9 protein-coding genes are annotated in these 15030 nt (G+C 65.8%); 5 read left to right on the forward strand and 4 right to left on the reverse strand.

Annotation, left to right across the window (positions count from 1 at the left end; genetic code table 11):
• Positions 1-6: 6 nt before the first annotated feature.
• The 5 genes from BMZ79_RS14745 to BMZ79_RS14765 all read left to right on the forward strand — a co-directional run bounded on the left by BMZ79_RS14745 (position 7) and on the right by BMZ79_RS14765 (position 9541).
• Complete coding sequence (locus tag BMZ79_RS14745) at positions 7-1599, forward strand: leucyl aminopeptidase (protein ID WP_090641576.1); 1593 nt, start codon at positions 7-9, stop codon at positions 1597-1599.
• Between the two features lie 335 nt (positions 1600-1934).
• Entirely contained in the window at positions 1935-3212 is a 1278-nt protein-coding gene (locus BMZ79_RS14750) for an MFS transporter (RefSeq protein WP_256252748.1), read from the forward strand.
• A 36-nt stretch (positions 3213-3248) separates the two neighbouring features.
• Positions 3249-3836, forward strand: a complete 588-nt coding sequence (locus BMZ79_RS14755; RefSeq protein WP_090641286.1) for a sulfite oxidase-like oxidoreductase — start codon at positions 3249-3251, stop codon at positions 3834-3836.
• A 394-nt stretch (positions 3837-4230) separates the two neighbouring features.
• Positions 4231-7725, forward strand: coding sequence for a carboxypeptidase regulatory-like domain-containing protein (locus BMZ79_RS14760; RefSeq protein ID WP_090641287.1), 3495 nt, complete (start codon positions 4231-4233; stop codon positions 7723-7725).
• A 190-nt stretch (positions 7726-7915) separates the two neighbouring features.
• The gene (locus BMZ79_RS14765) at positions 7916-9541 is read left to right on the forward strand and encodes a glycoside hydrolase family 140 protein (RefSeq protein ID WP_090641289.1); all 1626 of its coding nucleotides are present in this window, start codon (positions 7916-7918) and stop codon (positions 9539-9541) included.
• A gap of 376 nt (positions 9542-9917) precedes the next feature.
• Here the strand turns inward: BMZ79_RS14765 and BMZ79_RS14770 are convergent, their stop codons facing one another.
• The 4 genes from BMZ79_RS14770 to BMZ79_RS14785 all read right to left on the reverse strand — a co-directional run bounded on the left by BMZ79_RS14770 (position 9918) and on the right by BMZ79_RS14785 (position 14933).
• Complete coding sequence (locus BMZ79_RS14770) at positions 9918-10400, reverse strand: hypothetical protein (RefSeq protein WP_090641290.1); 483 nt, start codon at positions 10398-10400, stop codon at positions 9918-9920.
• 416 nt (positions 10401-10816) lie between these two features.
• Positions 10817-11890, reverse strand: coding sequence for a M42 family metallopeptidase (locus tag BMZ79_RS14775; RefSeq protein WP_090641291.1), 1074 nt, complete (start codon positions 11888-11890; stop codon positions 10817-10819).
• A gap of 734 nt (positions 11891-12624) precedes the next feature.
• Entirely contained in the window at positions 12625-13629 is a 1005-nt protein-coding gene (locus BMZ79_RS14780; RefSeq protein ID WP_090641292.1) for an N-acetylglucosamine kinase, read from the reverse strand.
• Positions 13629-14933 carry a 6-phospho-beta-glucosidase gene (locus tag BMZ79_RS14785; RefSeq protein ID WP_090641293.1) on the reverse strand — a complete coding sequence of 435 codons (1305 nt, stop codon included), beginning with the start codon at positions 14931-14933 and terminating at the stop codon, positions 13629-13631. The genes BMZ79_RS14780 and BMZ79_RS14785 overlap by 1 nt, the downstream gene beginning before the upstream one ends.
• Between the last annotated feature and the right edge of the window lie 97 nt (positions 14934-15030).

Consider the following 15030-nt stretch of genomic DNA (forward strand, 5'->3'; position numbering starts at 1 on the left):
ATTACCATGAGCATTCGGTTTACATATGGGCGCGGCGCGGCCGCCGCGCCGGCCGACGTCGTCGTCGCGTTCGTCGATAAGCGGGGACTGCGGTTGCAGGAAGGAACGGACGGGAGCGTCCGCTGGGTTCATCCCGCGCTCGACGAGGCGGTGCGGGAGCATGCCGCGAAGGAGCTGTTCAAGGCCGAGCCGAAGGAGACGCTCGCGCTGCCGACGCTCGGATTGTATCCGTCGCCGCACGTCGTGTATGTCGGCATCGCGCCGCCGGAGAGCCTGACGGCGGACGGCCTGCGCGACGCGGCGGCGGCCGCGGCGAAAGCGGCGAAGCGGCTGAAGGCGGCCACGGTCGAGCTGCTGCTGCCGTGGCGCTTGCCGGCGGCGGAGCTTGGCGCGCCGTCCGCGGAGCGGGCGGAAGCGACAGCGGACCGTCCGGCCGTGCCCGCGGCGCGGGCGGCGCAGGCGCTGACCGAGGGGTACGCGCTCGGCTCGTACGCGCGCACGACCGCCAAGCGGGACGATGCGAAGCGGAAGCCGGCCGTTACGGACGTCGCGTTCGTTCCGAACGCGGCGGACGCCGAGCCGGACGCCGCTTCCGCGGCCGCGGCGTGGGGGGCCGGCATTCGCCGCGGCCTCGTCTTCGCCGAAGCCGCGGCGTACGCCCGGGATCTGACGAACCTGCCCGGCGACGCGCTCGTCCCGGCCGGGCTGGCCGACGAAGCGGCGCGGCTCGCGGCCGCGTACGGCTTCGCCTGCGAGATCATCGACGAGGCGGCCGCGGCGGCTCAGGGAATGGGCGGCTTGATCGCCGTCGGCAAGGGCAGCGTCAACCCGCCGCGGATGATCGTCATCCGTTACGACGGCGATCCGGACGATGCGGAGCGTTGGGGCATCGTCGGCAAAGGCATCACGTTCGACACCGGCGGCATCTCGCTGAAGAAGGGACCGGGGATGGAAGAGATGATCTCCGACATGGGCGGCGCGGCCGCCGTGCTCGGCCTCGTCCGCCTGTTCGGGGAGCTGAAGCCGAAGCGCAACGCCGTCTTCGTCGTGCCGACGGCGGAGAACATGCCGTCTGACCGGGCGTTCAAGCCCGGGGACGTGCTGACGATGATGAACGGCACGACGGTCGAGATCGTCAACACGGACGCCGAGGGCCGGCTCGTGCTGGCCGACGGGCTGACGACGGCGATCCGCGAGGGCGCGACGAAGCTGATCGACTTGGCGACGCTGACGGGCGCCGTGCTCGTCGTGCTCGGCGATACCGCGACCGGTTCGGTCACGAACGACGAGCCGCTGCAGGCGCAGGTCATCGAAGCGGCGAAGAAGGCGGGCGAGCGGATCTGGCCGCTGCCGCCGTATCCGGAATTCCGCCGGCAGCTCGACAGCGAGGCGGCGGACATGAAGAACGGCGGCAGCCGGTACGGCGCGGCGAGCATCGGCGGCTTGTTCATCGGCGCGTTCGCCGAAGATCGGCCGTGGGTGCACCTCGACATCGCGGGAACGGCTTGGCTGGAGCGGGAACGCGCCTGGGAGACGAAGGGCGGAACCGGCGTCATGGTGAGGACGCTCGGCGAGCTGCTCGCGGGCGAAGCGGATTGAAGCCGGCAGCGCTTGAATAATCGCGGTTTCGGAAGGAAAACCACGGGCTGCGAGACTTGAGAAGAATGACTTGAGCCGCGAGATTCCAGGCTGCGAGATTCGAAATGCAAGATTTAACCGCAAGATTTGAACCGGAAGATTCGAAACGTCGCCGCGGGATTCGAACACGGTCGAAACGGCTCGCCTTCGAAACGCAAGGCTAACGACGCAAGCGCAAGTTTGGAAACGCCACATCCGGGAGAACCAACGGGGAGCTGTCATTCGCGGTCATGTCATTTTGGAGTCACGTCATCTCGGTTTTTCGCCGAAAAAAGCTGTCGGATCAGCGGAGGGGATTGCTGACGTTAATCCTCGAAGGCATTCCGGCCAACATCATCGCCAACCTGCTGGGCGGTCCGATTTTAACCATCTACGTCGTTTATCTGGGCGGGACGGCGTCGGACGTCGGGCTGGTCGTCGCGATCCCCGCGCTCGCCAATCTCGTCCAGCTCGTCGCGGCGTTCTACATTCAGCGCTTCACGAACCGGAGGCTCCTCCTGTTCGGCTTCGCCGTCGCGCACCGGGCGCTCTGGGCGGCGACGGGCCTCATTCCGTTCCTCGTGCCGAAGCCGCTGCAGGTCGACGTCTTCATCGGCCTGTTCCTGACGTCCTTCGCGTGCGCCTCGACGAGCTCGGTGTTCTGGACGTCCATCGTCGCGGACATGGTGCCGGCCCGGATCCGGGGACGGTACTTCGGCATTCGCAACACGATCCATTGGGCGGTGGCCAGCGTCGCGCTGTTGATCGGCGGGCAAATTTTGCAGCAGCTGGAAGAGCGGACCGGATTCGTCATCCTGTACGCCGCAAGCGCGGCCTGCGCCGTCTGGAATGCCGTCGAGCTGTGGCGGTACCCCGATCTGCCGTTCGAACGATCGGCCGCGCCCAGCTCCGCCGCGCTGTTCGCGAAGCCGCTGCGGGATGCCGCGTACATGAAAGCGACGGTGTTCGTCTCGGCCTTCATCCTGCTGCAAAACATCGCCGTTCCGCTGTTCTCCTACGTCATGCTCGAGACGCTGGACCTGAGCAAGTGGTGGATCACGGTCATTACGACGGTGCAGATGATCGTGACGATGTTCAGCTATTATTATTGGGGCAACCTGAACGCCAGGTACGAGACGCGGACGCTGCTGCTGTGGGCGCTGCCGATCATCGCCGCGTCGTGCGTCCTGTGGACGGGAATCGAGCTGCTGCCGGTGCTGCTCGTGCTGATCGTCGTGAACGCCGCGCTCGGCGTCGGGCTCGGCGGCTACAACCTGCTCATCTTCAACTTCATCATCGGCGACACGCCGAAGGCGGACCGGCCGATGTACGTCGCGGTGTTCTCCGCGCTGACGGGGGCGACGGGCTTCGTCGGCCCGCTGCTCGGCGGCTGGATCTACCGGCGGATCGAAGACGGCCCGTTCTGGCTGCAGAGCTACGGCGTCTCGCTCATCGTCGGGGCGGCGCTGCTCGCGCTTACGCTGACGGCGGGGCCGTTCGTGCTGAAGGCGGGAAGCGGGGAGGCAAGCGCGCGGAGCGCGGCCGCGAGCGGCAAGCCGGCGGCAAAGGCGACTACGAAGACGCCGGGCGGTTAATAATCTAAGGGAAACCACTAACCCTAGAGGAGCGTGATGGCGATGAATAACGCATCGGACGCGACGAGAGTTCCGCCGGGACAACGGCTGACGAACGGATTTCCCGTCCTTCATCATGGAGAAGTTCCGTATTACCGCGATATGAGCAAATGGGATTTGCGCCTGTTCGGCCTGGTCGAGGAAGAAGCGCGCATCTCCTACAACGCGTTCATGAAGCTGCCGCGCCGAACGTTCGCGAACGACATCCATTGCGTGACGACCTGGTCCAAGCTGGACAACGAATGGGAGGGCGTCGCCGTCGCCGCGGTGACGGCGCACGTGAAGCCGAAGCCGGAAGCGAAATACGTCATGCTGCACGCGGAACACGGCTGGACGACGAACCTGCCGATCGCGGATTTTCTGCGCGAGACGTCGTTCTTCGCGATCAAGCATAACGGCGAGATCCTCTCGCCGGAGCACGGCTATCCCGTGCGCATGGTCGTGCCGCATCTGTACTTCTGGAAGAGCGCCAAGTGGCTGCGGGGCGTCGAATTCATGGCGGCCGACAAGCCGGGCTTCTGGGAGCGGAACGGGTACAACATGTACGGCGATCCGTGGAAAGAGCAGCGCTACGATTGGGATTGAATTACACGAAGCGCGCGAAGAAGACCGTCCGGGCGACAGCCGTCCGGGCGGTCTTTTTGTCTTGCGGCGCGGGGCGCCTTCGTCCTATCGAAGCGCGGCGGCCCGTACGGGTCCCGCCGCCCCGGCAAGCCGCGCGAACGCGCCGATCCGACACCGTGGCCGAACTGACAAATTGCTACAGAACCGAGCCGGAATGCTTACCCTCCAAATAGTCATTAAGTCTGATTGGTAATTTTCACCATTTGCCGGATAATGAAGTCGTTCTCCATGCTCAGTCACGCGTAAGCTGCAACAGGCACACGACAGGAAGGATAACGAAAAGAGGAGGCCGTTTATGGGCACTATTATCGGTCGCGTTTCCCTTCAGCCTGCAGTCGCCCGACCCGGGGAATCCGTGAAGATCGAAGTTTTCGACACGCATGACAATTCATTAATCGGCGGGGCGTACGAGGTGTCGATCAACGGGACGCCGGGGGCGGTCCAGTACCTGCAGTTCCCGACTTCCGGCCAGCGCAGGCTCGTCGTGCGGGCGCGCGCCGCGAACGGCGAGTCGGACCGCGAGGTCGCGCTGCTCGACGTCATCGGCGAACCGCTTACGTTCGCCTCCTATCAGAACGGCAAGGACATCGCCATGATCGGCGTCACCCAGCTGCCGACGAACCCCTACACCGCCGTCCTCTTCCTTGGTTCCTCCGTCGACACCCGCTCGCCTCATCTGCTCGGCACCGCCCCTACCGTCTCCCCTCGTCCCGACAAACCGTTCGCGCTCGATTCGACAGCCGTGCAGCTCGCCGGCAAAGGCGCGCTGAGCCGCGTCATGCTCGCCAACTCGCAGGCCCTGCGCCAGGTGGAAACGAAGCGTCTGGTCAACACGCGTCTCAAGCCCGCGACCGCGCCGGCGGAGCGTCTGCCGCTCCGGCGTCCGCCTCAGGCGACGACCCGGCGGATGGTCGGCGCGGTGTACGACCTGACGGCGATCGACGTGAAGGACGCGCTGAAGCGCGCCGCGACGACAACGCCGTTGGAATACGAATGGGACTTCGGCGACGGCACGAAGGCGACGACGCGCACGCCGATGGTCAGCCACGATTATTTCGCCGCCATCGATCACGCGGCGGGCGTCGGCCAATTCACGGTCAGCTGCTGGGCCAAAGCCTCGGGCATCCTCGTCAAGCGGACGCTGACGATCCATTCCGCCTACGCCATCTGCAAGCGCGGCGGCACCGTCGTCCCGCATACGTCCGCCGAGCTCTTCGCCCGGAAGCGCTACAACATGCTGAGCGGCACGTTCACCGTACATAACGTCGAAGACGAACCGATCGTGCTGGATCGCTTCTCCGTCACGCCGAACGCCGACGACGCGGAAGGGGTCGCGCTGCCGCGCCCGTTCGTCGCGCTGCGCCAGCCCGTCACCGTCGCGCCGCGTTCCAAGTCGATGATCGGCGTCAACGTGCCGTTCGTCGCGGACAATCCGCAGGCCGGCGAGCTGCGCTACGACGTCAAGGGCTTCTCGGTGCTGTACGCGGGAACGTCCGGCGCGCATCCCGTGCGCTGCGGCGTCGCGTTCGACGTGCCCGTGCCGGAGTGGAACAAGAAGCCGGAGCCGCTCCTCCGGCTGCCGGAGGTGCCGAACCAGGAGCGGAAGCCGTGGCCGTGGGAGATCGTCCAAGGCAAGCTGGACGCCGCGGCGAATCCGATTCTGGACGCCTCGCAGGCGGGCCATGCCATGCTCGACGCGAAGACGGGCACGCTCGCCGTATCGCTCGGGACGTTGAACGGCGGCGGCGGCGCGCTGTCGCGGGACAAAGCGATGCAGGTCATGCAGAGCGTGTTCGCGCCGGCCGAAGCGGCGCTCGAGACAAAGCGGGACGCAGCGCCGGCAGCGGCGCCCCTCCGACTCCGCAAGCTGCAGCCGGAGCAGCTCGCGCCGAAGGACATCGCGGTCCGCCCGCTGCCGAACGCGCCGGTGCGCAACGCGCTGAACGGCCTGGGCGGCGTCCACGCGCTCTCGGGTCCGCCGCTCCCGGGCATGATCGCCGAAGGGCAGATCTGCGATCCGGATAATTTGACCGAGGACGAATTGGCGAAAGCCGAGAAGGGCCAGCTGGTCTGCCAGCTGACGAGCGAAACGACGGACGTCACGATGCCGGCCCGCTGGATGAACGCGCGCAAAGGCGACGTGATCCTGTCCCCGGGCGGCGACGGCATCATCGGCGGCTTGATGCTCAACGTGAGACCGGCGCAGTGGTACAGCCATTCCGGCATCATGACGCGCAACTACGACGAGATCACGCACAGCACGGGCAGCCAGAAACGCCTCATGGACCATCTGGTCGGCATCGTGTCCGGCTCGGACGGGTTCGACCCGCACGTGCTCAAATACATCTGGCCCGGGGCGATCACGCAGACCGTCCAGCATGCCATCGAAGGCGAGGATTTCCCGGACCCCGAGTACGACAAGACGTATTCCGTCTCCGCGTTCGGGCCGCATACCGTCGGGGTCACGCATAACGACAAGCTCGTCATGATCCCGCCGCTCGTCCTGAAGCCGGACCCGATGCAGGAGACGCCGGCCGTGCGCACGGCGCTGCACGCGATCGCGACGGACGCGCGCAACGACGCGGGACGGCCGGGCGTGAAGCCGAAATATCATTATCGCTGGTACTGCTACACCGATCCGACGATCGGCCAAGGCGAGCCGGAAGGGCCGGACGCCGGCTGGGCAGCCGGCACGCACCCGTCCGTGTGCTCGTCCTACATCTGGATGCACGCCAAGGCGCGGGGCGCGCATCTCGAAACGAGCCAGGCGCTGGTCACGCCGACCGACCTGGAGCCGGAAGATATCGCGACCGAGGCGACGGTCCGGCCGACGACGCCCGACGGCCTGTACACGTATTCCGCGCAGGAGCGGTCGGACGCGGCGTATTGGCTGTACGACACCGTCTACAACCAGGCGTACGAGCTGGCCGGCTGGTTCGGCGAGATTCTGACCGACGGCGCGGACGACGTCGCCAACCAATTCCTGAACGCGTTCGCCAACGACGACGCCGACGGCAAAGACAGCACGGCCTGGCAAAACGTCACCGACGCGGACGCCGTCTCGCCGGACGACATGCTGTGGTGGGACGGTCCGGCGCTCGGCGGGCTGTACGGCTTCGCGGAGCCGGCGATTTACCGCGAGCCGCGGGTCGAGAGCTACACGGTCAGCCGGTGGAAGAAGGTGCTGAGCCGCGGAACCGTGCATGGCCATGTGTACGCGGACGGCGCCCCGGTCGCCGGGGCGCTGGTCCAGGTGTTCGACGGCAAATCCGCGTTCACGGGAGGCGACGGCGGCTATTCGCTCAAGGACGTGCCGCTCGGCGATTATCAGCTTCGCGCGTCGAAGACGATCGACGGCAACCTGTATGCCGCGCAGGTCCATATCGGTTTGCACGCCGAGGACCTCGTCGCGGACGTGCAGCTGCAGCCGCCGTCGGACCGGTTCCGGCTCGCGCAGGTATTCATCGACTTTTGGGGCCGCGACGAGGAGAACTTCGGATCCGACGAAATCAAAGACCCCGGCCCGGAATATTTCGAGCTCGAGCTGGGACCGGATAAGCTCGTCAATACCGCGACGCGGACGTACAAATGGGGCGGCGAGGTGCGCCTGGAGTACAAATTCACCGTGCGCCTGCTGCTGAACAATACCATCGACGTCGAGGTGCAGGGCACGTTGTACGAGGGCACGAGCGAAGACAACCACGATCTCGACGGCCAAGGCGGCCTGACCTTCCAGGCCGGCGTCGGGCAGACGACGGGCGCGACGTTGACGATCACGAATACGGACGAGGACGACGATGACGCCGGCGTGCTGAGCATCTCGGTCAAGAACGTCCGCAACACGAACTGACGGCAAGCCTGCCCGCATGACGGAAGGCGCATGGCCGCCGGCGGCCGTTCGCGGCCGGGGGAAAAGAGAAGCCCGCCCGGGGCTTCTCTTTTCGCTTGCCGGCGCGCCGCGCTGATTCAATCCGCGCGCCGGGAGATTAAAGCGTGTGTAAAGGCGGGCCGATCGGCCGATCCGAAAGGGAGGATTACCCATGACAACCGTGCAAGTCCGGCAAAACGAAGTGGCGGAGCTGACGTTCGAAGCCGCCGTCGCGTACGAAGATCCGTTCAATCACGTCCGGCTCGAAGCGTTCGTCTCGACGCCGGGCGGCGAGACGCTGCGGGTGCCCGGCTACTGGGCCGGCGACAGCGCGTGGAAGATTCGCTACGCGTCGCCCGAGACCAGCGAGCACCGCGTCATCACGAAGTGCTCGATCCGCCGCGACGAGGGCTTGGACGCGCGGGCCGCGACGGTCGTCGTCGAGGCGTACGAAGGCGACAATCCGCTCTATAAGCACGGCGCCGTGCGGGCCGCCGAAGGCCGCTCCTGCCTGGAACACGCCGACGGCACGCCGTTCTTCTGGCTGGCGGACACGTGGTGGATGTCGCTGACGGACCGGCTGCGGTGGCCGGACGATTTTCGGTGGCTCGCGGAGGACCGGGTCGCGAAGGGCTTCACCGCCGTGCAGGTCGTGGCGGGCCTCTACCCCGACATGGGGCCGTTCGACGCGCGCGGCGCCAACGAAGGCGGCCAGTCGTGGGAAGCGGACTTCGCGCGGATCAATCCGGCGTTCTTCGACGCGGCGGACCGCAAGCTCGCCTACCTGGTCGAGCAGGGCCTAATGCCGTGCCTCGTCGGCTGCTGGGGCTATTATTTGGATTTCGCCGGGAAGGACAAGCTCCGCCGGCACTGGGAATACCTCGTGGCCCGCTATGGGGCGTATCCGCTCATGTGGTGCGTCGCGGGCGAGGCGAACATGCCGTATTACCAATGGGACGTGTTCAAGGACGCGGGGAAAAAAGCGGCGTACATGGCGCGGCATAAAGCCGAGTGGACGGAAATGGCGGCCTATATCCGGTCGATCGATCCGTTCGGGCGCGGGCTGACGATTCATCCGACGGAATACGGCCACGAGATGGTCGAGGACGCGTCGGTGCTCGATCTGGACATGCTCCAGACCGGCCATTCCGGGATGCTGACCGTCGAGCGCACGACCGCCCGCATCCAAGCCGCCGTCGCCCGGGAGCCGAAGACGCCGGTCATCAACGCGGAAGCCTGCTACGAAGGCATCGGCGGGACGAGCCTGGCGGACGTGCAGCGGATGCTGTTCTGGAACTGCGTGCTGAACGGCGCCTGCGGCCATACGTACGGGGCGAACGGCATCTGGCAGGTGAACGACGAGGAGCAGCCGTACGGCGCTTCGCCGACGGGCATCGCGTGGGGGCACGTCTTCTGGAAGGAAGCGGCCGCGCTGCCGGGCTCGAAGCAGGTCGGCCTCAACAAGCGGCTGCTCGCGCGCTACGATTGGTGGCGGTTCGAGCGGCATCCGGAATGGCTGAATCCCGTGCCGGACGACGCCGACGTCTACGCGCGCCCGTACGCGGCGGGCATTCCGGGCGAGGTGCGGATCGTCTACGCGCCGATTCATACGGTGTTTCCGGGGCTGACCGTGCGGGAGCTGGAGCCGGACGTTCCGTACCGCGCGTTCCTGTTCGATCCGGCGACGGGCGAGGAATACGACCTTGGGCGCATCGTGCCGGAAGCCGGCGGCACGTGGCCGACCGGTTCGCTGCCGGTCTTCCACGATTGGGTGCTCGTGCTGGAGCGCGCGCGCTGACGGGGGAGCGGGCGACTTATGCGAGATTGGCTTCTCTATGAGATTGGCTTCTCTATGAGATTGGCCTATCAACGGGCACTCGGCGCATGAACGGAATAGGGCGCGCGATCCGAACAAGGCGTACGAACGAAAGAGGGTCAACGGCGTAACGGATAACGCAAACGAAAAAAGGGCCGGAGGCCGCCGGATCAGGCGGATCCGGCCCTTGCCGCAGGCGAAGCGCCGTGGCTTCGCTTGCGAGGGATCAGGCATAGACTTCCAACCTCGAAACGCAAACAAGCAGCAGCCTTCGGCCGAAGGCTGCTGCTTGTCGCTCGGGGCGGACGCGCCGGCGCGGAATGCCGCGCTGCTGGCGCGGAATGCCGCGCTGCCGGGGCTATTTGCGGCCGATGTCGTGATTCACGGCGATCAAGCCGATGACCTGCTCCGAATCGGCGCTTGCGCCGAACCACAGCTCGCCGCTGCCGATCATGACGCCCTGCTTGTAGGCGAATAGGCTCTCCTCGTCCTGGTTCGCGATGGCGTCGCGCACTTCTTTCGTCATGATCGATTTGTACTGGTCGATGAAGTCGCGTCTCGTCTGGATCCGATGCTTGCCGTCGGCGCCGTTCACCTTGAGCGGGTACAGGATGTGGTTCGCGACCTCCGTCATGTCGTCCTTGGCGATGGCGGCTTTGACCGTCCGGAAGACCTCGAGGAACGCCTGCCGGTCCTCGATGCCGGCCGCCGCGAGCGGATCTTGGCCCATTTCGAATTTGGCCGGAACGGGCGATTCCGCCCCGGCTGCCGAGCCGGAGTTCGCCGCCGCGTCATCGCGATTCGGCGCGCTGCCGCAGCCTGCCGCCATCATCAGCGCCATGCTTATCAAAACGGCCGCAAAGAGCCGTGATCGTGACCGGGAACGGGATACATTTCGATGTTTGGCGGGAAACTCGTTCATAGTGCAACACCTTCCTCTTCTCCCTTGGGCTTTCACTTTATGGACGAAGGGAGGGGGAATAATGTTTCGAGGTTCCTTGTATGAAAATAGTGGGATAGGCCTAGGCGAGCCGGACGACGCACCGCCCTTTGGACGCGCGTTCCGAAGCCGCGCGGACTACGGACGGAGCCCGGAAAAACGCCCTTTCGGCCGGCTCCGAATTCGATAGGCGCGACGAGCTTGCGGGGCGTATTAACGGCGGAGGAAGACGCCGCCGCCGGTGCCGCGCCGGCAAGCCGAAAAGCAGAAAAGCGCCTCCGCCGTTTGGCGGAGGCGCTTCGCTGCCGAAGCGCGCGTTAGGCGCGGTCGAGAATCGTCTGGTACGTCGTGCGGTCGCATTTTTCCACGAGCTTCACGAGCAGCTCCTTGGCGGCGTCGTAATCGTCCGTGTGGAGCACGGAAGCGGACGTGTGGATGTAGCGCGCGCAGACGCCGATGACCGTCGACGGGATGCCGCTGCCCTGCGTGTGGACGGCGCCGGCGTCCGTGCCGCCCGGCGAGACGAAATATTGGTACGGGATCTTATGGGTTTCCGCCGTATCGAGCACGAACTCCACCATGCCGCGGTGCGTCAGCATCGTCGGGTCGTAGATGCGCAGCAGCGCGCCTTGGCCGATTTGCCCGAAAGCCGACTTGTCGCCGTTCATGTCGTTGGCGGCGCTGGCGTCCATGGCGAAGAACAGGTCCGGCTTGATCATGTTCGAGCTGGTCCGGGCGCCGCGCAGGCCGAGCTCCTCCTGAACCGTCGCTCCCGCATACAGCACGTTCGGCAGCTGCTTGCCCTGCAGCTCCTTCAGCAGCTCGATGGCGAGGCCGACGCCGTAGCGGTTATCCCACGCTTTGGCCATGATTTTCTTCGGGTTCGCGAGCGGCGTGAACGGGCAGTGGGGCACCGCCTGAAGGCCGATGCGGATGCCAAGCTCCTGCGCGTGCGCCTTGCTGTCGGCGCCGATGTCGATGTACATCCCCTTCACGTCGAGCGGCTTGCCGCGCGAGGCCTCGTCGAGCAGATGGACCGGCGTCGTGCCGATGATGCCGGCGAGCGGCCCGTTGTCCGTCATCACCTGGACCCGCTGCGCCGGCAGCACTTGGCTGAACCAGCCGCCGAGCGTCTGGAATTTCAGCATCCCGTTTTCGGTAATGCCGTTAATGAGGAATCCGACCTCGTCCATGTGGCCCGCGGCCATGATGACCGGACCGCTCTCGTCGCCGCGCAGCACGCCGAAAATGCTGCCCAGCCGGTCCTGCGCGATCTCGTTCGTGTACTTCTCCATCTCGCCGCGCACGAAGCGCCGCAGCTCCCGCTCGAATCCCGGCGCCGCCTGGAAATCCGTCAGCGTCCGGAACAGCTCCATCGTTTCTTGATTCATCCCGCATTCCTCGCAATCGTCTAAAATTACGCGCCCGTCGGCGCGTCAACATACCTTCTGCCGTCATTCCGATCCGCAACCTACATTTTACCGCCTTTTCGCGCCGGGGTAAAATCGCCGGCCGCCGCGCCGGGAAGCAGCGAGCGAAGGAACGGCAGTCGGGCAAGTGTGACGGCAGTTGCGCACGCATGACGGCAGTAAGCACGGGACGACTGGATAGGCTGGCGAATAACGCTGCGGGGCGGGGTATCTGTGGGGCGCTGCCCGGTGAGTATGGAGGGGAAGCGCGGCTTTCCGGCTCGAGGAGTCGGTTCGGCAAGGAAGCGTGGGGGGGTTGCGGACACAGAAGCCGTTATTCCGCGCTAATTACCCGTTATTCGAATCGAGCGTACGCACGTTCCGTTATTCAACCGAAAACGGCTCCGTTCTGACGGGAAATCGGCAAATAGCGGCGCCTGTGACCGCCAAACGCGAAAATACCGCCCATTCTTCAAAATAGCGGCTTTCTTGTCCGCAAAGCGGCGGCGGGCTATGGGGCGATCGCAATGTGGCCGGGGCTTATATTCCTTCGCAGGCTCGGGATCGCAGCGCGTCTTGCCCGCTGCGCCGGAGGTTCGCGAGTCGCCCGCCGCCGCCGCCAAAAACAACAAGCCCCGCCGCCTCCATTCAAGCGGAGACGACGGGGCTTGCGCTCGACTGGCCCGCAACGACCCGCGGGCGCCTCGCGCGCAGCATCACGGCCGTCCCGTCACGCTCGCGATGACGGCCCGGCGCATGTCCGCGCCCGCCGGGCGGCCGTGCGCGAGCTCCAGCGCCCACAGCACGGCGCCGGTCGCCGGCGGCACCTGCAGCACGGTGTAGCTGCAGCGCTGCGGCGACAGCTCGGCGACATGCCGCTTGAACCGCTCGAGCAGGAGCGGGCTCTCCGCCTTGACCCAGACGGAGCCGGCCAGCACGACGTCGACCGGCTCGTCGCCGAAGTCCAGATGCGCGAGGCAGCCGGCGACGGAATGGGCGAGCTGCTTCGCCGAATGCGCGACGATCGCGACGGCGGCTTCGTCGCCCGCGTCCGCGGCGGCGAACAGAATCCGCATGAGCGCCGTGTTCGGCAGCGTGCGTTTGACGGACCCTTCCGCGGCGCACTCCATGAACCGCTCGCGCGCCGGAACCTCGAGCAGCGCCAGGACCGGCTCCGTCATCGACGTCGCCGGCCCGAGCCGGTACAGCGCGTCGTACACGGCCCGCAGCACCCGCCGCGCGAGGTAGAAGCCGCCGGCTTCGTCGCCGGCGAGCTCGCTGCCGATACCGCCGATCTGCAGGCGGCTGCCGTCCGGAGCGATGCCGCCGGCCACGGTGCCGGAGCCGTTGATCGAGCAAACGCCGTACCCGCGCTCGCTGCCGGCCTTCACGCCGAGGAACGAGTCGTTGTCCACGGCGTACCGCGCGAACCCGAGGCGCTCGACGACGCGGCCGAGCCGCTCCTTCTGCGACGGAACATCCGCGCCGGCGAGGCCGAACGCGCCCGCGGCGACGTCCGCCATCGTCAGCCCGTTGCGCCCGAGCAGCTTCCCGAGCTGTTCGGCCATGACCCGGTAGGCGCCGTCGTAGCCGTCCGGGAACCGCTCGTGGCTGCACGTGCCGGCGTTCAGATGATCGACGAACCGGCCGTCCAGGCCGAACAGGAAATAATCGGTCTTGCTGTTGCCGCCGTCGACCCCGATGACGTACCGGGCGTCCATCAGACGTTCGCTTCTTCCTTGAAGAATTGCGGCAGGTACGCCCTATGCGCTTCTTTCAGTTCGTCGAAGGCGCCGCGGGCCGCGTTGTAGTCGCCGACCAGCGGGTTCATCAGCAGCGCGCGCATCGCCGCGTCCTCGTCGCCCGAGACGGCGGCGGCGACGGTCTCGCGCTCGTACGCCTTCACCATCCGCATGTAGTCGATGATGTGCGGATTGTCGAAGCCTTCGATCCGGATCGGCTTCGCGCCGTCCTTGCCGACGACCGCGCAGACTTCGACCGCGTCGTCGTCGCGCATGAAGCCGAGCGCGCCGTTATTCAGCAGGTTGACGACGTGCACTTCCTGCTTGTCGTTATGAATGGCGTCGACGAGGCTGATGGCGACCTCGGAATAGTTGGCGCCGCCGCGGGAGGCGAGCAGCTCCGGCTTGGAATGAAGCTCGGCGTCGGCATAGATGCCGAGCAGCTCTTCTTCGATTCGAATGCATTTCTCGCCGCGGGACAGCTCCATGTCCTTGACGATTTGCAGCTTCTTGTCTTTGAAATAGTAATATTCCAGGTAGGAGGACGGGATCGCGCCCGCCATCCGGATCAGCTCCTTGCCGAAGCCGCTGGCCGGGATGTTCTTCATCGTCTCGCCGTTCAGGCCCATCTCCAGCGCGGATTTCAAGTAATCCTTGCCGTCCTGCTCGATGCCGGTGATCCAGCTGAGGTGATTCAGGCCGATGTATTCGATGTTCGGACGGTCGAGGCCGAGCGATTCGCGGATGCTCTTGAACATGTTGTACGGCACGTTGCAAAGGCCGAGCATCTTCACGTCCGTATGATTCAGGATCGCCTCCGTGATGATGCCGGCCGGGTTGGAGAAGTTGATCAGCCACGCGTCCGGGCAGAGCGCCTTCATGCGCTCCGCGACATGCAGCATGACCGGAATGGTGCGCATGGCTTTGAAGAAGCCGCCGATGCCGCACGTCTCTTGGCCGATGAGGCCGTACTTGAGCGGGATCTTCTCGTCGAGCACGCGCGCGGGCAGCTTGCCGACGCGGATCTGGCCGAGCACGAAGTCGGCGCCGCGCAGCGCCTCGTCGAGATCTTGCGTCCTACTGACGCGGCATGGCATGTCTGCGGCAGCTATCATCCGTTCGCACAGCTCGCCGACGATGCGCAGCTTGCGCTCGTCGATGTCCATCAGGACGAGCTCGCCGATGGGGAGAACGTCCTTGCGTTTGATCATGCCTTCGATGAGTTCGGGGGTGTACGTGCTGCCGGAACCGATAATGGCGATTTTGAGGCTTGCTTGCGTCATGAAATCCACTCCTGTTCGCATCCTGTTGACGGCCGCGAAAGCGCGGCGCCGATCTGAGGCCATTATAGCACGCAGCCTCCGCGCCAACAATAAAAAA

This window comes from Paenibacillus sp. UNC496MF, from assembly GCF_900113915.1.
Lineage (GTDB): Bacteria > Bacillota > Bacilli > Paenibacillales > Paenibacillaceae > Paenibacillus_Z > Paenibacillus_Z artemisiicola.

Excerpts from the sequence above, each read along its gene's own strand:
- BMZ79_RS14745 (WP_090641576.1), top strand. The coding sequence starts at position 7 with ATGAGCATTCGGTTTACATATGGGCGCGGCGCGGCCGCCGCGCCGGCC.
- BMZ79_RS14755 (WP_090641286.1), top strand. The coding sequence starts at position 3,249 with ATGGCGATGAATAACGCATCGGACGCGACGAGAGTTCCGCCGGGACAA.
- BMZ79_RS14765 (WP_090641289.1), top strand. The coding sequence starts at position 7,916 with ATGACAACCGTGCAAGTCCGGCAAAACGAAGTGGCGGAGCTGACGTTC.
- BMZ79_RS14770 (WP_090641290.1), bottom strand. The coding sequence starts at position 10,400 with ATGGCGCTGATGATGGCGGCAGGCTGCGGCAGCGCGCCGAATCGCGAT.
- BMZ79_RS14775 (WP_090641291.1), bottom strand. The coding sequence starts at position 11,890 with ATGAATCAAGAAACGATGGAGCTGTTCCGGACGCTGACGGATTTCCAG.
- BMZ79_RS14780 (WP_090641292.1), bottom strand. The coding sequence starts at position 13,629 with ATGGACGCCCGGTACGTCATCGGGGTCGACGGCGGCAACAGCAAGACC.
- BMZ79_RS14785 (WP_090641293.1), bottom strand. The coding sequence starts at position 14,933 with ATGACGCAAGCAAGCCTCAAAATCGCCATTATCGGTTCCGGCAGCACG.